Source organism: Clostridium sp. UBA5119 (assembly GCF_002414285.1).
GTDB classification, from domain to species: Bacteria; Bacillota; Clostridia; order Clostridiales; family Clostridiaceae; genus Clostridium_J; species Clostridium_J sulfidigenes.
Window position 1 is genome coordinate 1 of the sequence record NZ_DHYX01000011.1, and the last position, 16,799, is coordinate 16,799.

Annotated in this window: 15 protein-coding genes, 1 pseudogene and 2 riboswitches; of the genes and pseudogenes, 15 read left to right on the plus strand and 1 reads right to left on the minus strand. The window is 30.5% G+C overall.

Annotated features, from left to right (window positions below; translation table 11 throughout):
• Positions 1-223: 223 nt before the first annotated feature.
• Positions 224-319: riboswitch (guanidine-I (ykkC/yxkD leader) on the plus strand.
• Positions 320-444: 125 nt separating this feature from the next.
• The 12 genes and pseudogenes from B2671_RS00970 (at position 445) to B2671_RS01025 (ending at position 11,173) form a co-directional block, all read left to right on the plus strand.
• Positions 445-702 carry a DMT family transporter gene (locus B2671_RS00970; RefSeq protein WP_346868727.1) on the plus strand — a complete coding sequence of 86 codons (258 nt, stop codon included), beginning with the start codon at positions 445-447 and terminating at the stop codon, positions 700-702.
• Positions 703-751: 49 nt separating this feature from the next.
• Positions 752-1,459, plus strand: a complete 708-nt coding sequence (locus tag B2671_RS00975; protein WP_346868728.1) for a B3/4 domain-containing protein — start codon at positions 752-754, stop codon at positions 1,457-1,459.
• Positions 1,460-1,477: 18 nt separating this feature from the next.
• Positions 1,478-2,167, plus strand: coding sequence for a radical SAM protein (locus tag B2671_RS00980; RefSeq protein WP_346868729.1), 690 nt, complete (start codon positions 1,478-1,480; stop codon positions 2,165-2,167).
• Positions 2,168-2,380: 213 nt separating this feature from the next.
• Positions 2,381-2,713, plus strand: a complete 333-nt coding sequence (locus B2671_RS00985) for a hypothetical protein (RefSeq protein WP_346868730.1) — start codon at positions 2,381-2,383, stop codon at positions 2,711-2,713.
• A 106-nt stretch (positions 2,714-2,819) separates the two neighbouring features.
• Positions 2,820-3,179 carry a DUF3139 domain-containing protein gene (locus B2671_RS00990; RefSeq protein ID WP_346868731.1) on the plus strand — a complete coding sequence of 120 codons (360 nt, stop codon included), beginning with the start codon at positions 2,820-2,822 and terminating at the stop codon, positions 3,177-3,179.
• A 31-nt stretch (positions 3,180-3,210) separates the two neighbouring features.
• Positions 3,211-3,744: a GNAT family N-acetyltransferase gene (locus tag B2671_RS00995; RefSeq protein ID WP_346868732.1), complete on the plus strand. Its 534-nt coding sequence runs from the start codon at positions 3,211-3,213 to the stop codon at positions 3,742-3,744.
• Positions 3,745-3,871: 127 nt separating this feature from the next.
• Entirely contained in the window at positions 3,872-4,729 is an 858-nt protein-coding gene (locus B2671_RS01000) for an AraC family transcriptional regulator (protein ID WP_346868788.1), read from the plus strand.
• Between the two features lie 194 nt (positions 4,730-4,923).
• The gene (locus B2671_RS01005) at positions 4,924-5,769 is read left to right on the plus strand and encodes a GNAT family N-acetyltransferase (protein ID WP_346868733.1); all 846 of its coding nucleotides are present in this window, start codon (positions 4,924-4,926) and stop codon (positions 5,767-5,769) included.
• A gap of 259 nt (positions 5,770-6,028) precedes the next feature.
• Positions 6,029-7,252 (plus strand): alpha/beta hydrolase-fold protein, encoded by a 1,224-nt coding sequence (locus tag B2671_RS01010; RefSeq protein ID WP_346868734.1) that lies wholly within the window; start codon positions 6,029-6,031, stop codon positions 7,250-7,252.
• 402 nt (positions 7,253-7,654) lie between these two features.
• Positions 7,655-8,665, plus strand: a complete 1,011-nt coding sequence (locus B2671_RS01015) for a DUF4037 domain-containing protein (protein ID WP_346868735.1) — start codon at positions 7,655-7,657, stop codon at positions 8,663-8,665.
• A gap of 265 nt (positions 8,666-8,930) precedes the next feature.
• Positions 8,931-9,806, plus strand: a complete 876-nt coding sequence (locus B2671_RS01020) for a helix-turn-helix domain-containing protein (protein WP_422653211.1) — start codon at positions 8,931-8,933, stop codon at positions 9,804-9,806.
• Positions 9,807-10,337: 531 nt separating this feature from the next.
• Positions 10,338-11,173 (plus strand): annotated as a pseudogene (locus tag B2671_RS01025) (AAA family ATPase).
• Between the two features lie 266 nt (positions 11,174-11,439).
• Here B2671_RS01025 and B2671_RS01030 read toward each other — a convergent pair.
• The gene (locus B2671_RS01030) at positions 11,440-11,913 is read right to left on the minus strand and encodes a pyridoxamine 5'-phosphate oxidase family protein (protein ID WP_346868737.1); all 474 of its coding nucleotides are present in this window, start codon (positions 11,911-11,913) and stop codon (positions 11,440-11,442) included.
• A 364-nt stretch (positions 11,914-12,277) separates the two neighbouring features.
• Here B2671_RS01030 and B2671_RS01035 point away from each other — a divergent pair, with 364 nt between their 5' ends.
• The 3 genes from B2671_RS01035 to B2671_RS01045 all read left to right on the plus strand — a co-directional run bounded on the left by B2671_RS01035 (position 12,278) and on the right by B2671_RS01045 (position 16,631).
• Positions 12,278-12,847, plus strand: coding sequence for a TetR/AcrR family transcriptional regulator C-terminal domain-containing protein (locus B2671_RS01035; RefSeq protein WP_346868738.1), 570 nt, complete (start codon positions 12,278-12,280; stop codon positions 12,845-12,847).
• Positions 12,848-13,131: 284 nt separating this feature from the next.
• On the plus strand, positions 13,132-14,925 hold the full coding sequence (locus B2671_RS01040) for an oleate hydratase (RefSeq protein ID WP_346868739.1): 1,794 nt from the start codon (positions 13,132-13,134) through the stop codon (positions 14,923-14,925).
• Positions 14,926-15,090: 165 nt separating this feature from the next.
• Positions 15,091-15,199, plus strand: a riboswitch (SAM riboswitch).
• 124 nt (positions 15,200-15,323) lie between these two features.
• Positions 15,324-16,631 (plus strand): Na+/H+ antiporter NhaC family protein, encoded by a 1,308-nt coding sequence (locus B2671_RS01045; protein ID WP_346868740.1) that lies wholly within the window; start codon positions 15,324-15,326, stop codon positions 16,629-16,631.
• The last annotated feature ends 168 nt before the right edge of the window (positions 16,632-16,799 follow it).

The window sequence follows — 16,799 nt, forward strand, 5'->3', positions numbered from 1 at the left end:
TTATATTAAAAAATCATATCAATAGTTTCAAGCCCTAAAGTGTAATTATGCACACTCTAGGGCTTTTTTGGGTGGAAATATACTTATAAGCTTGGTTGTTGGTATTCAGTTTTCAATGGTATGGAAAGATTATTATCCACAGTGAAATTTTTCAAATAAAAAATAAATTGACTTAAATAGACTACTGTGCTAAAGTAAACTATAAATTACAAAATAGTTTAATATTTAAGTTTTCTAGGGTTCCGCAGTTTATAACTGGCAGGTCCGAGAGAAAACGCACAGTTAATTGTGTACACGGAAGGATAAAAGCCTGGGAGATACTGTTGAAGGACAGTTTCTTCTGGGCTTTTTTGTTTGGCTAAAATCAGGTGTTTTGGCGAAAGCTGAGGAAGGATAGTCATCAACAAGTGATTCGTCGTGTCTGATAAGATGGAGGGATTTTTTATGAATAAGCATTGGGTAAGTGTCATTATCGCTGCTTGCTTTGAAGTAGGCTGGGTCATTGGTTTAAAGCATGCTTCAACTGTATGGGAATGGATAGGCACTGCAATTGCAATCTATGTTAGTTTTTATTTGCTTATTAAAGCGGGAGAGCATTTACCAGTTGGCACGGTATATGCAATNNAGGATAAAAGCCTGGGAGATATTTTAATAATATCACTTATGGCTTTTTTATTTTTATTTCTTTTGAATAAGTCATGAGATATTATTATACTAATCTTAACTACTACTAATTAAAGGAGGATTTCTAATGAAAAAGTTTGTCATTGAAAATGAATTTTGGAGCCTATTTCCAAGTGTAAAAATCGGAGTAATTGTTTGTTATGGTATAGATAATACTATAAAAGATAAAGAAGCATATAAAAAAATGATTTTAAATTCAGAAAAAGAAGCCTTAAAGTATTTGCAGAATGCTGAATTTAGCAGTAACGAAGTTATAAAAGTATGGAGAGAGGCATTTAAAAAGTTTAAAACAAAGAAGGGTGCAAGGTCATCTATTGAGGCGTTACTAAAGAGAGTGCATAATGGAAATCAATTAGGGACTATTAATCCACTTGTTGATATTTATAACTCTATTTCATTAAAATATGCACTTCCTTGTGGTGGTGAGGATATAGATACATTTGTTGGGGATATAAGATTAACTAAGGCTATTGGAAATGAAAATTTTGTAGTATTAGGAACGGATAAAAGTGAACCACCATATGAAGGTGAAATAGTATATAAAGATAATGAGGGAGCAATTTGTAGGTGCTGGAATTGGCGTGAGTCAGTAAGAACTATGCTTACTGAAAATACAAAGAATGCTTTTTTGTGTATTGAATTAATTGATGAAAAAAGAACAGACGAGTTCGAAAATGCTTTAAAAGATTTAGAGAAAGCAGTACAAGATAATTTAGGAGGAACATGTAAGGTCTCAATTCTTGATATTAACAATAAAAAAGTAACAATACTTTAATTTGAGGAGGATAAGTTGATGAGTGGTTTCAGTTATAAAGATATTTATAGTGAAGATGAAAAAAGAATATTGGAAGTGAACATACTTCCAGAAAAACATTGTAACTTTGATTGTATATTTTGTCCTATTGGAAGATCACAAAATAAGATAGATACCCAGAAGTCCTTTGATGAAATGAATAGTTCATTAAAAGAACTGGAAAAAATGATAGAAAGTACTAAAGCAGAATTAGTTTTTATTAACTCAAAAGGAGAAGCTTTAGTGAATGAAAATATTATTGATATAATTAATATTATTAAAGGTAAAGGGTTGCCAGTGAAGCTATTATCAAACGGTTATATTCTAAACTGGCCAGAATTTAAAGAGATTGCAAATATGTGCGAGGAAATTATTGGTGAGATAAAGGTTGCTTCAAATGAAGATTTCCAAAAAATTCAAAGGCCAATTGAAGGATATACCTTTGAGAATCATATTTCAAATATGAAAGCTTTTAGAGAGCAATATAAAGGTAAATTTATATTAGAAGTAACTATTCTAAAGGGCTATAACGATGATGAAGAATCCATACAGAAACTAAAAAGTGTTATTAAAGAAATATCTCCTAACAAGGTAATTATTGAAAGATTAGAAGATGAAAGATTTAAGAAAAAACTTGGTATATCTGATGAAAGATTTGAGGAAATTTCAAATTCATTACTAAATATCTAGCAATGCTCAGATTTAATATAAATTATAAATATTTTAAGAGAATCCTAAATCTAAAAAGGATTCTCTTAATTTTTAATAAGTATTAAAAATCAGTAAGAATATTATGGATTAAGTTGTGTCATTAATTCTTAAAATATGTACAGTTATAGTAAATAATGGTATTATATTTATGTACCACTTAAAGGAAAGGTATACTCAATAATATATATCTATATGAATTCTTATTATAGTTTAAGTGGAAAGGAAGAGAGAGATGAATTTCGAAATTGGGATATAAGTAGTAACGAAATAAAAAGCATTTCTGAATTCCCTAATATTCCACTTATAGTAATAGCAAGAGATAGTAAGGTAGCTGAAAGAGAATGGGTGAAATATAGTATTCCAGAGAAGGAAGCAACTTTATATGAAAATCAGTGGGGTAAACTACAAATTGAGTTATCTAAACTTTCAGATAAAGGAAGATTAGTAATTGCTGAAAATAGCGATCATGAAATTTATTTAGATCGACTTAATGTAATAATTAAAAATTTAAAGACATTAATATAGCATCTTTTATATCCCTACATGCTTTAATTGAGTGTTTTAATACTGCATACAATCCTAAATTAAAAAGAATATTTAAAAAATTGTAATATGTAAAGGAGCTATGATGATGAAATTAGTTATTTTTGTTTTATCAGTAATTGTTGTAATTGGTATAGTGGTTATGGGAGAACGTTATAGTGCAAAAAAAGCTATTTCAGACTATATGGATAATCAAGGAATAGATAAGAAAGATATTGTAGTTGATGATTTCTTTAAAGATTGGAAAGTTGGTGGATATTTGTATTGTGTATCTATTAATGATGAAGATCCAGATATATATTATGAATATCATTATGAGAGTGGGAAAATAGGATTTTCAGCTTCAAAAATGGATGAGGAATCTATAAAAGAAAAAGTATGGGGTGGGAATGTTTTTTCTGATTCGGAATTAGAAAACTTAAAACATCCACCTCTGAAAGATTTTTAGAAAACTTTTTATATAATAAAAGGAGGAAATGATGTTTTTTAATAATATAGAAACAGATAGATTATTTCTTAAAAACATATCCAGTGATGACAGAGATTTTATATTTAGCGAATTTTCAGATGATGTAGTTAATAGATACCTATTTGATGCAGAGCCATTAACTGATGTTGAAGGTGCAGATGAAATTATTAATTTTTATACACAGCAGGAACCACGATTACAGAATCGTTGGATTATAATAAGAAAATCAGATGGGATTAAAATGGGTACATGTGGGTTTCATTGTTGGAATCACACAGAGTATAAAGTGGAAATTGGTTATGATCTTAAAGAAGAATTTTGGGGAAATGGGTATATGCAAGAAGCAATTAAAGAAATTATCACATTTGCCATAAGAAATATGAATATAAAAGAGATAAGTGCATGCATTTATATTGATAATAAAAGGTCAATTCGTCTTGCTGAAAATCTTGGATTTGTTTTATCTGGTTCAAGTTATGAATTATTTAGAGATAAAAAATATTTGCATAATATATATTCGCTTTATCTAACCAATTTAGCATAATCTATCTACGGCGTGACGGCGTGAGCCTAGATTAAAAAATTAACCTTCCAGACAAAACATAACAAAAAAAGTCGGGAATAACTGCTTGAAAAGCAATATGATATAAATGTAGACAGGAGTGATGAGTATGGGATGGATTGAATGTATTGGTGAAGCTATTAGTTACATCGAGGAAAATATCACCGAGGAACTTACAATAGAGGAAATTGCAACACAGGCTTTAGTGTCACCTTTTTATTTCCAAAAAGGATTTGCAATGCTTTGTGGTTTTACGGTTGGAGAGTATATTAGACAACGTAGGCTTGCTCTTGCCGGCAGTGAGCTTGTATCTACTGATGAGAAAATTATTGATATTGCAGTGAAATATGGCTATAACTCACCAGATAGTTTCACAAAAGCCTTCACTCGTTTCCATGGTGTCACACCTACTGCAGTTCGAAAAGACGGAGCAATGATTAAATCTTTTGCGACCTTAAAAATCAAATTTTCATTGGAAGGCGGTTATATTATGGATTACAAAATTGTTGAAAAAGATTCATTTACAGTTATGGGAGTATCAAAGGTATTTAAATATGATAGTGCAACTAGAGAAATTCCACAGTTTTGGACAGAGCATTATCAAACAGGAAAGGGTAAAGTTGTGTGTGGAATGTACGGTGTATGCATTGATGAGAGTATGGGTTCAGATGAATTTGAGTATTTGATTGCCGATAATTATATTCCATCCACAGTAACTCCAGAGGGTTTTATTACAAAGATTATTCCTAAACACACTTGGGCTATTTTTGCCTGCAAGGGTGCAATGCCAAAATCATTGCAAGATGTAAACCAAAAAATCTTCTCAGAATGGCTACCTAACTGTAAAGATTATGAAATTGCAGCTGGTTATAACATTGAAATGTATACAAATATAGCTGATTATCCAAAGGGTAATCAGGATGAAAATTATTACAGCGAAATTTGGATTCCTGTTAAGAAAAAATAATTAAAAGGTAAAAAGCCAATTCTTAGTGTTATTAAGTATTGGCTTTTTATGTAATTAGCAAATATTCATGTGATATACTAAAAGAACACATAAGATAAATATTAAGCATATCTTTAAAGAAATATTTTTTCAAGAATATTGCCAACCTTATGGCCAAATTAAAAGATGATATAATATAAAGGAGAAGATAAGAAATGTTTAGTTATAAAATATTAGATAAAACAAGTATTGAAACACTTCATAAAACGTTTTTAGATGCATTTTCTGATTATCAGGTTAAGATGGATTTACCTATCTGGAAGTTTAAGCAAATGCTTCAAAGAAGGGGTTATGTCTCCGAAATGTCCATAGGTGCATTTAAAAGTGAAATATTAGTTGGATTCGTTTTAAATGGATTTAGAAATTGGAATGGAAAATCAACAGTATATGATCTTGGGACAGGCGTTACAGTTGAATATAGAAGACAAGGTATCACAAGCAATATGCTTTTAAATATCAAAAAAGAGCTTAAAGAAAAGCAAGTAGACCAATACTTACTTGAAGTAATTAAATCTAATACATCTGCGGTTGAACTTTATAAAAAACAAGGCTTCGAGATTCAAAGAGAGTTCCAATGTTTTCAACTAGATAAAAAGAAATACAATCCAATAACAACCTATAAGGTTGAACATGTTGACAAAATTAACTTAAGACAATTAACAGAATTTTGGGATTTTCAGCCATCTTGGCAGAATTCTAATGAATCTATAAGCTCTATACCAGAAGCATTCCTATATTCTATTGTGCGTTTTGATAACAATATTGTTGGCTATGGCATTATTGATAAAAAAACAGGAGATATTCCACAAATAGCAGTGAATAAGGATTATAGGGGTAAAGGAATTGCAAGAAGTATAATTACAGATATGATAAAAAACACAGATCCACATAAAATCAGCATTCTTAACGTAGATGATCAATCTAAATCTACTAAAAACTTTTTACTCCAATTAGGGTTTGAATATAGTGTTAGTCAGTATGAAATGCTTTTGAAGATATGATTTTATTGATCTGACATAACATAAGGCTGGCTACTCAACTCGGGTAATATATTGTGGTATTATAGCATGCGTATATTGAAAAATAAGTAGGTTATAGAAATATATATTAAGGGGATTTTAAGCATGCATACAACTGATGTTATAGGCAATGGAGTAGCGTTGATGACTAATAAGTTTAACATGTACTTTGGTTTATATATGGATGAAAAAGGAGTCATTTAGATATATAGAGTTATAAGAAATAGCGGAGTGAAAAAATATGAAAAGAACAATGCTAAAGAGTTCAGTAATTATGAAATTAAAAGAAAAGATTGAATTAGGAAACACTGAAGCTATACAAGTGTTTTGGAATAACATAGAGAAAGGTAATGCTCCATTAATAGAGAAGATAGATGGTGATTCGGAAAATAGTTTAGTTACTTTTGTTTATAAGGGCAATGGAGATATTGAAAATATAGTTCTTATATTACCAATAGGGAGAGATAACTTAGAAAAAAATAAAATGGAGAGACTTTTAGATACAGATATATGGTATGCAAGCTATGAAATTAATAGCAAATTACGATTTCAATACTCTTTTTCTGTTAATGATTCTCTTGATGTTAATTGTGAAAAGAGATGGAATAACTTAGAATATGATAAGTTAAATAAAAATATATTAGTTTTTAAAGGTGAAAATGATGATGAAGATGAAGTAGATTCATATGTAGTAATGCCAAATGCAGAGGAAGAATTTTGGGTTAAAGAAAGAAATGATACTCATAAAGGAATCATACATGAACACGAGTTTTATAGTGAAAATATAGAAGGTAGTCGTAGAGTTACTATTTATACACCTTATGGTTATGATGAAGATAATAAACCTTATAAGTTTTTAGTTCTAACTGACGCGGAGGAGTACATTAATATTCTTTCAGCTAGAAATGTAATAGATAATGTAATAGCAGATAAAAAAATTGAACCTATAGTTGCAATATTTATTGGCTCTATAGGAATGAGAGATAAAGAATTAAGTTGTGATGATGCCTTTGGAGATATGATTGTTAAAGAACTACTTCCATGGATTAGAAATAATTATAATATTTCTGGTCAAGCTGATGAAGCTATAATTGGAGGATTAAGTTTAGGTGGATTGATGGCATCATATTTAGGATTAAAACATTCCGAAGTTTTTGGGAATGTACTTTCTCAATCAGGTTCCTATTGGTACAAACCAAAAGATCATGATGGTCATGAACTAGATTGTTGGATAAGTACTAAATTTAAGACAATAGAAAAGTTACCACTTAAGTTTTATTTAAATGTAGGGGTTCTAGAACATAAAGAAGGTATGATTGGTACAAATAATATATTAAAAGATGTTTTAATAGAAAAGGGATACGATGTCTATTTTGAGTACTTCAATAGTGGACATGATTACTTATCATGGGGTGAAACATTGGCTAATGGATTAATTTCATTAATAGGAGAAACTTGCTATTAAATATATGGCTAAATAGTATATTCTGAGTATGATTTCCAAAACTAACATATAATGTTTACAAATATTTCAATTAGGTGTATAATTTTCATATGTAACAGTGTAATTTTGAAAGGTGGAGTGCCATTCGGTCAAATTAGTACTATGTAATCAAAAAGTATAATTTGGCACGGAGAAGTAAGATAGAATCATTTATTAAAATAGAGTGGTAAAACTGTTTGATGTGACAGTTTATTTGGTGAACCATTTTATTAGTATATGATTTTATTTTACTCTCTAGGCAATTGAACTATCTTTTTATGATAGAAGTCGTAGAGTAAAATCTACGGCTTTTTATTTTATTTAAATTATACTGTTACATTTACATTTTATATGAAAAAATTAATTTAAGAAGGAGATATTATTATGAAAAGACCATATGTGAACTTAAAAAGTGAAAATAAAATTAATGATTTTATGTTAGAATTACAAAATAGTATAAAAAAGCTTAAATCTTTAGAAGGAGTAATTGGAATAACCTTAAATGGAGGGATGTCTCGAGGTTATGTAGATTATCTATCTGAAATTGACATAGTTATTTATTTAGATAAAGAAAATTATGAACTATGGAATAATGGAAAATCACCTATACCAATTGGGATTACAATGGCTCAAAAATATCTTTACGATATAAAGATATTAAATTTGGAGGAAGAAAAACAGAAATCGTGGGATAGTATTGCTTTATGGGATTTATCTTATGCAAAAATTTTATATGATCCCAATGGAGAAATAAAAGAATTTGTAAGAGATAAACTTAGAAATAAACCAGAACCATTACAAGCTGAAGGATTACTTTTTGATTGTTGGTGGTATTTTAGATTAGCAGGTGATATATGGATTCATAGGGGGGATACAGTGCAAGGTCATTATATGATGAATAATGCTGTCACTAAGTTAGTAGAAGCTCTATTTATAGTAAATGGTGAATACATTCCACATGAAAAATGGATTATTCATTTTAGTAGAACTCTTTCTTGGACACCATCACAATGGGAAACAAGAATTCTTGAAGTAATGAGTACAGGAGATTTATCATTAGAAAGTTTAATTAATAGGCAAAGTGTTATTGAAAAGTTATGGAAAGAAATAGATTTATATATTGTTGAAAAAGAGTGTCCACATTTTAAGCTTAGAGTTATGCAAAAAAGTTTTTATGACTTACTTAAATTGCTATTTGAAAATGATTTTGTAACAGTTGAGGAATGGAGTGAAAATGCCAGTTTATCCTTTTTATCAGGAGAACCTTTTTTTAGTTTTGTAACTATTAATGATGGAAAAATAATTGTTGATAAAGAAAAAGCTTTTTCAATAAAACCTGAGGATTTATATTATTGGCATTATGAAATTTTAGAAAAAGTATTATTAGAAATATAAGGTTATTAATAAATGTTGTATTAGTTGAAGGATTAAAAATAGGTTATTATGTAAAATAAGAAGTGATATTGATGATAATATTAGTGAAGATAAAACCAAATAATTATTTTAGAAACTTGAAACCCAAGAAAAAGTGATTAAGAGAAGAAAAATGCTCTTTTTTATTCGCAATGAAGGTCAAGAAATAGAATTCTTTATGATATATACTTTAGATATTGGAGGTGGAAGAATGAGTGAGGCTGAAACTATTATGGCGGTACAACGTATGCAAGAGTACATTGATGTTAATATTTTAAGAAAGATTACGTTAAAAGAACTAGCTGTTGTGGCAGGATATTCACCATGGCATGCTGCAAAACTTTTCAAAGAAGTTACTGGTAAGGCACCATTTGACTATATTCGTGCATTAAGGCTTACTAAGGCTGCGTTAATACTACGTGATAGTAATGAAAAGATTATAGATGTAGCGATGGATTTTGTCTTTGACTCACACGAGGGATTTACAAGAGCATTTTCAAAGGAATTTGGGATGCCGCCAAGAAGATATAGTCAATGTACACCACCAATAAAACTATTTATGCCTCAGAAAGTTTTCGATACCTACCGTGCATTTCATAAAGGAGGAAANNGAAAAAAGATGAGTGATAATTTTAATACCAAATCTGTATTTGTACAAGTTATTGAGCGTCCTTCACGAAAAGTTTTGTTAAGGCGAGGGAAAAAAGCAACGGATTATTTTGAATATTGTGAGGAGGTAGGGTGTGATGTATGGTCAGTACTTTCAAGTGTAAAAGAAGCCATATATGAGCCAATTGGAATGTGGCTTCCAAAACATCTTATTAAAGAAGGAACATCAGAATATGTGCAAGGTGTAGAAGTTCCCGTTGACTACACAAATGATATTCCTAGTGGATATGAACTTATAGAATTACTACCTTGCAAATTAATGATTTTTCAAGGTGAATCCTATAATGATGATGATTTTATGTATGCAATCAATGAAGTGTGGAATCATATTGAAAAATTTGATCCTACTGTTTACGGATATCAGTGGGCACCAGAAACTGCACCAAGATTTCAGCTTGCACCAATGGGATACAGAGGATATATTGAAGCACGTCCTATTAAATCAATAAACTAAATACTAGATACAAAAACTATTTTAAAGGCACTAAGATAATAAAATCTTGGTGCTTTCTTTCTACGTGTTACTTATTGTACTAGTATCCTTTTGGAGTTATCACTATATACAAGCAATATTATTGACTTTATAAAAACTATTTTAACTATAATACTGCTGTAATAAAAAACAATTTAAAAATCTAACTTTCATTAGGATGAAATCATAGTGATAGTAGTGCATAGCTGATAATAAAATATTATAATATAATAAAGTAAAAGATAAATATGACTAGTTCTCTATATAAATATTTACATAGGGAAATAGGTATATAGCAAAATATTTATATATATAAATATGGATATATTTAACTATAAAACTATATAACTAGTAAACTAGTTGTTCTGTTCATGCTGGTTTGAGGGCTTTTGTTAATTTTCTAGTTAAATAAAAGTTAAGATTTTATAGTGAAATATCTGATAGATTATTAAAGGTTATGATAGACAAAAGAAAAAATATAAATATTATAATGTTATGATAAGGAGGATGACGATGGTTTATTTAAGTGTTTTCACATTTCCAAATGATGATATGGAATTTGATTTTATAATAGAGGAAAAAAGAAGGTGCTACGACTCCTTTTATCCATTTAAGATATTATCAAAACATAGTTTTGAAAGAATTGATTTTGAACCAGTTACGATTTTATATGGTGGAAATGGTTCGGGAAAATCAACGGCATTAAATGTGATAGCAGAGAAAACAGGAATCAATCGAGATTCTATTTATAATAAATCTAATTTCTATCCTGACTATATCAATTTGTGTGAGATGCATCTTGAAAATGACATACCTAAAAATAGCAGAATTATAACAAGTGATGATGTATTTGATTATATGTTGAATATTCGAAACCTCAACGAAGGAATTGATCAAAAACGGGAAAAACTTTTTGAAGAATACTTAGATGCAAAATATTCTAATTTCCAAATGAAGTCTATAGAAGATTATGAGAAACTAAAAAAAGTAAATACTGCTAGAAGTAAAACCCAGTCAAAGTTTGTTAGAAATGAAGTTANNCAAATGGGGAAAGTGCATTTCGATATTTTATTGAAAAAATTGGCGAAAATGGATTATACATATTGGATGAGCCTGAAAACAGCCTTTCTCCAAAACGTCAGATGGAATTAATGAAATTTATCGAGGACTCTGCACGGTTTTTAGGATGTCAATTTATTATATCAACACATTCACCTTTTCTGCTTGCTATGGGCGGAGCAAAAATATATGATCTTGATGAAAATCCAGTTGATGTGAAAAAGTGGACAGAATTAGAAAATGTGCGTTCATATTACGAATTTTTCAAAAGGTATGAAAATCAGTTTTGATGATGTTGAAAGTAGAAAGATAATGAGTATTCTATAGCTAATTTAATAAAGGGAAGGATTTCATAGTAAAAATCAGGTTGGTTACGAAAAAGTTATGGCAGACACAAGAAAGAAAAGTTAGTGACGTCTAAAATGAATAGTAATTACTTTTCAATTCTAAAACAGATAATAAAAAAAATATCCCGCAATGAAAAGCGGGATTAATTCTATTGGAAAATCATATTTGGCTTTTATGGCAATTAGACAAAATAGGTTTATCTTTTGCTCTATTTATGATATTTTCCTGTACTCTCTACTATATCAATCTCAATAACTGCAGTACCCTTAATCATCTTATCAGGAAGCTCTTTTCCAGCAAATTGTGGAGTGTACTTTTCAACTAGCTTATTTAACACTTCATGTTTATAATCCAAGTCCTCAAGTAGCGAAGCGTTTCCAACAATTACGACGCTATTGTACTCTGCTTCGGTGTCACAGGCATTTTCGATATTGTCAGTCAAGAGACCAAACAATTCATCAACCTCAAAGCATACTTTGGGGTTTCTATTTATATTATCGATTTTTTGTCCCTTTGGTAGACCATGAATATAAATTTTGTTATTGTAATAAACAAAGTGCATGGCAACCACATATGGATAACCATTCTCATTGATAGTAGCGAATCGTCCGATATCTGTACGATGAAGGAGCTCATCAATCTGCTCCAACGTTAATTGAAACTTCTTCATTCTATGTTGCATAACTTAATTATCCTCCTAATCATATAAATTTGATTTCTATTCAAGATATATATGTACTTGATATAGAATTAAACATATTGTAGCATAGGAGTGAACCTATTAAAAGATACACTTATACTATATATTATAGGATACACTTTGGTATAAGGATGGTTATAATTATATGATTTATATTCAAGAAAGTTCAAATGATCCAATATAGATAGGGGTTACAATGTAGCATAAATTGTTAGCGAGATTAATTTTAACATTATTATTGCATACTCACCTTTCTCGTCAGATGCTAAATATGATGGATAATTTAAAAATAACTTACCATATGTTATAATTTTGAATATAGATAAAGCGTTAAGGAGGTGGCGACTTGGCACAGCAATATACCAGAAAAATGATTCGTGAGGTATTCATAAAGATGCTGAATGAGCGTCCACTTAGCAAAATCACAGTTAAGGATATTGCTACAGCATGTGAGATCAACAGAAATACTTTTTATTATTACTACACAGATGTATATGCACTTCTGTCAGAGATCTTCCAAACAGAACTTCAGACAGTCATTGATGAATATAATGATACACTTTCCTGGGAGGAGAGTTTTATTGTGGCTGCTAAATTTGCTTTAGAAAACAAAACAGCCATTTATCATGTATATAATTCCATGCAGAGGGAAGAATTAGTGAACTATATATACAATGTATCAGGAAATGTCATGATTCGGTATGTTGAAAGAGTAAGAGATGGTATCTCAGCCTCTTCCGGAGATAAAAAACTGATTGCCTCCTTTTATCAATGTGCCCTTACTGAAATGGTACTACGCTGGATTGCTACCGGAATGAAGGAGGCCCCTGATACTATCGTCAAACGAATCGGATACCTCTTCGATGGAAACATTGAGTTATCCCTTAAGCGAAGTGCTGGTTTAAATGGTGTCTAGTAAAAGGCAATAGGAGATTCCTTTTTATCAGACATTTTAACCTCAATGACTAAAAGTTAAGCAAATAAACTACGGTGTTCGAATTCCGAACACCGTAGTTTGTTTATCTAATGAAAAAGATACAAAAAAACTATATCATAGATTTATAGAAATCTTACAGATAATAAGTATCCACAAAATTAGGGGAGAACTTATTAATACTAGTAGAGTGAATATAGAAGAACTCTAAATATAATAGTAGGATTTAGAATACTATTAAAAAATTAAGAAAGAGGGAGATAATAATGAAATTAAAAACACATGATGATAGACTTACCCTTACAAATGGAAGTTATCATGCTTTAGTAAATGCAAGAAAACCTAAAGGAATTGAAGATAAAAAAGCTTATTTAATTGGTACTGGAATTGGTGCTTTGGCTGCTGGTTGTTTTTTAATTCGTGATGCTCACATGGATGGTAGTAAGATTACCTTCTTGGAACGATTAGATATTCCTGGTGGATCTTTGGACGGAAATGTTCGTCAAAATATGGATTATGTAGCACGTGGCGGACGTGAAATGGGTCATCATTTTGAGGTTTTATGGAGTTTATTTAGTTCATTACCATCTACAGAAGATCCTAATATGACTGTTTTAGATCATTTTTATTATACAAACTACGATGATCCAAACTTTAGCAATTGCCGTATTACTAAAAATCAAGGTGTGCGCTATGACAATGGAAAATTTAATTTGGGCCAAGATTTAGCAAAAGAATTAGCTGCTTTTGTAAATATGCCAGATGAAGAACTTGAAGATAAAACTATGGAAGATGTTTTTTCTGAAGAGCTTCTAAGCACTGATTTCTGGACATATTGGAGAACAATGTTTGCTTTTGAAAACTGGCATAGTGCTTTAGAGATGAAATTATATATGAATCGTTTCATTCACCATGTTGATGGATTGACAGATCTTTCGTCCCTACAATTTTCAAGACATGATCAATATACTTCATTTGTAAAACCTATGGTTAAATATTTAGAGGACCATGGTGCTAAATTTGAATATGGAGTTACTGTTGATAACGTTGAATTCTCAATTTCAGATGATAAAAAGGTTGCAAAGAAAATAGTTGCAACAGATAAAACTGGAAAAGATATCTCTATTGATTTAACAGAAAATGACTTAGTGTTTATTACTAATGGTTCTATGACTGAAAGTTCAGGATATGGTGATGACAATACTCCTGCACCATTTAATAAGGAGATAGAAGGATGCTGGAAGTTATGGAAAAATATAGCCGCTCAATCAGATGAATTTGGAAAGCCAGATAAATTCTGTACAGATACAGAAAAATCTAATTGGGAGTCTTGTACAGTAACTTGTCATGATGAACGTATTCCTGAGTACATTGAAAAAATCACAAAACGTTCACCATACGGCGGACGTACTGTAACAGGTGGAATAGTTACAGCTCTTGACTCTTCATGGTTGATGAGTTGGACAATAAACCGTCAAGAACAATATTATGGACAACCTGAAAAAGATGTTGTTGTTTGGGTATATGGTTTATTCTCTGATGTTCCAGGAGATTATATTAAAAAAACTATGAGAGATTGTACTGGTAAGGAAATCACAAAAGAATGGTTATATCATATAGGTGTTCCTACAGATAAAATTGAAGAATTAGCAGAATCATGTAGTGCAGTTCCTGTTATGATGCCATATATCACATCTCAATTTATGCCTCGTGCAGCTGGAGATCGTCCATATGTTGTGCCAAAGAATGGAGTAAACTTTGCTTTCCTTGGACAATTTGCTGAAACATTAGATGATCCAGGCCGTGATACTGTATTTACTATAGAATATTCAGGACGTACAGCTATGGAAGCAGTATATGTTTTAACTGGAATTGAAAAAGGAGTTCCGGAGGTATTTTCTTCAAGATATGATATCCGCTATTTATTAAGTGCAGGTGTATGTTTATTAGATGGAGAAAAACCAAAACTTGATTTACCACCAATGGCTAAACGTAAAGTTTTAAAACAAGTAGCAGGAACAGACATTGAAAAATTATTAAAAGAATATGGAATTATTTAATGACATTTACAGTTAGATAATTTGATTGAAATCCCGAATTTTAAAAAATCGGGATTTTAATTTATATATACTTATTAGAGACTCAAGCAGATATATTATTGAATTATATTGACATAATAATAAACCAATGCTATTCTTATAAAGAATTTAAAAATATAATATAGTATCTTATCAAGAGAGGCAGAGGGACTGGCCCTATGAAGCCCGGCAACCAAAGGTAGTTATTTAAACTTTATGGTGCTAAATCCAGCAGGATTAACCTGGAAGATAAGAATTGGAAGAACATAACTTCTTGCATTATCTTTTAGGTAAGGCAAGAAGTTTTTTATTTTCAGATGCCTAAGATCACTAAGTCTTATACAAAAAAATTAAAACATTAATTAACTAAGGAGGAAAAAATGAAAGATAACTTAAAAAAGGGCAGTGCTATTGCTTTGTTACCATTATTTATTTTTATAGCAGTTTTTATGGGGATATCATTAGTTACAAAGGACTTTTATGCTATGCCTGTAACTGTACCATTTTTATTAGCAGCATTAGTAGCATTATTTATGAATAGAAAAGTATCACTAGATAAAAAGTTAGATGTATTCTGCAAGGGAGCAGGAGAACCAAACATCATTTTAATGTGTCTGATATTTATATTGGCAGGGGCTTTTGCAGAGGTTGCTAAAACTATGGGAGCTGTAGAATCTACTGTTAATTTAGGGCTTACATTTTTACCAAGTAACATACTAGTAGCTGGAGTTTTTATAATTGCATGTTTTATAGCAATATCTATAGGTACATCCATGGGAACAATAGTAGCCTTAGTTCCTATAGCTACTGGAATTGCAACTAAGACAGGTATACCTATAGCTTTAGTGGTTGGAGCTGTTGTTGGTGGAGCAATGTTTGGGGACAACCTTTCTATGATTTCTGATACAACTATAGCAGCTACCAGGACTCAAGGCTGTGAGATGAGAGATAAATTTAGAATGAATTTTACAGTTGTATTGCCAGCAGCAATAATAACAACTTTAATATTTACTTTTATAACGTTGGGGCAAGATTCTAAGATAGTAGGGGATTATTCATATAGTTTAGTTAAAGTATTACCTTATGTAGGAGTATTACTTGCGGCACTTTTAGGGGTTAATGTGTTACTAGTGCTAGTTGGTGGAATCTTATTTGCAGGAAGCATAGGAATATTTACGGGAGCCTTTGATATAATAGGTCTATTGCAGGCCATAGGCAAAGGAATTGGAGGAATGTCTGAGCTTGTAATAATTTCAATGATAATTGGGGGAATGGTTGAAATTATAAAATTCAATGGAGGAATTGAGTTTATACTAGGATTTATTACAAAAAGAGTTAACAGTAAAATAGGAGCTGAATTTGGAATTGCTACATTAGTTAGTTTAGTTGATATATGTACAGCTAACAACACTATAGCTATAGTTACTGTAGGACCTATAGCTAAAGATATATCGGATCAATATGATATTGAACCTAAAAGAGTAGCGGGTATATTAGATATGTTTTCTTGTGTGTCCCAGGGAATTATTCCTTATGGTGCACAACTTTTATCAGCATCAGCATTAGCTAAATTGTCACCATTTATCATAATGAAATATCTTTATTATCCATATTTAATGGGGATAAGTGCCCTTATAGCAATTGTACTTGTACCTTATTTAAAACTAAAAACCAAAGAGAAACTATAAATATATTCACTTGAAATCATATTTTATTATATATACTTAGCAAAACAGGAACAGTTTTCTTTTAAGGTTGTTGTTATAATAAAATTAACTTATTAGAAGGGGGCAGTTAGAGGTGACATTGAATTATAGTAAAGAATCGAAAATATTATTAGTACAAGGTCATTGTAT

Excerpts from the sequence above, each read along its gene's own strand:
- B2671_RS00975 (WP_346868728.1), top strand. The coding sequence starts at position 752 with ATGAAAAAGTTTGTCATTGAAAATGAATTTTGGAGCCTATTTCCAAGT.
- B2671_RS00980 (WP_346868729.1), top strand. The coding sequence starts at position 1,478 with ATGAGTGGTTTCAGTTATAAAGATATTTATAGTGAAGATGAAAAAAGA.
- B2671_RS00985 (WP_346868730.1), top strand. The coding sequence starts at position 2,381 with ATGAATTCTTATTATAGTTTAAGTGGAAAGGAAGAGAGAGATGAATTT.
- B2671_RS00990 (WP_346868731.1), top strand. The coding sequence starts at position 2,820 with ATGAAATTAGTTATTTTTGTTTTATCAGTAATTGTTGTAATTGGTATA.
- B2671_RS00995 (WP_346868732.1), top strand. The coding sequence starts at position 3,211 with ATGTTTTTTAATAATATAGAAACAGATAGATTATTTCTTAAAAACATA.
- B2671_RS01000 (WP_346868788.1), top strand. The coding sequence starts at position 3,872 with ATGGGATGGATTGAATGTATTGGTGAAGCTATTAGTTACATCGAGGAA.
- B2671_RS01005 (WP_346868733.1), top strand. The coding sequence starts at position 4,924 with ATGTTTAGTTATAAAATATTAGATAAAACAAGTATTGAAACACTTCAT.
- B2671_RS01010 (WP_346868734.1), top strand. The coding sequence starts at position 6,029 with ATGAAAAGAACAATGCTAAAGAGTTCAGTAATTATGAAATTAAAAGAA.
- B2671_RS01015 (WP_346868735.1), top strand. The coding sequence starts at position 7,655 with ATGAAAAGACCATATGTGAACTTAAAAAGTGAAAATAAAATTAATGAT.
- B2671_RS01030 (WP_346868737.1), bottom strand. The coding sequence starts at position 11,913 with ATGCAACATAGAATGAAGAAGTTTCAATTAACGTTGGAGCAGATTGAT.
- B2671_RS01040 (WP_346868739.1), top strand. The coding sequence starts at position 13,132 with ATGAAATTAAAAACACATGATGATAGACTTACCCTTACAAATGGAAGT.
- B2671_RS01045 (WP_346868740.1), top strand. The coding sequence starts at position 15,324 with ATGAAAGATAACTTAAAAAAGGGCAGTGCTATTGCTTTGTTACCATTA.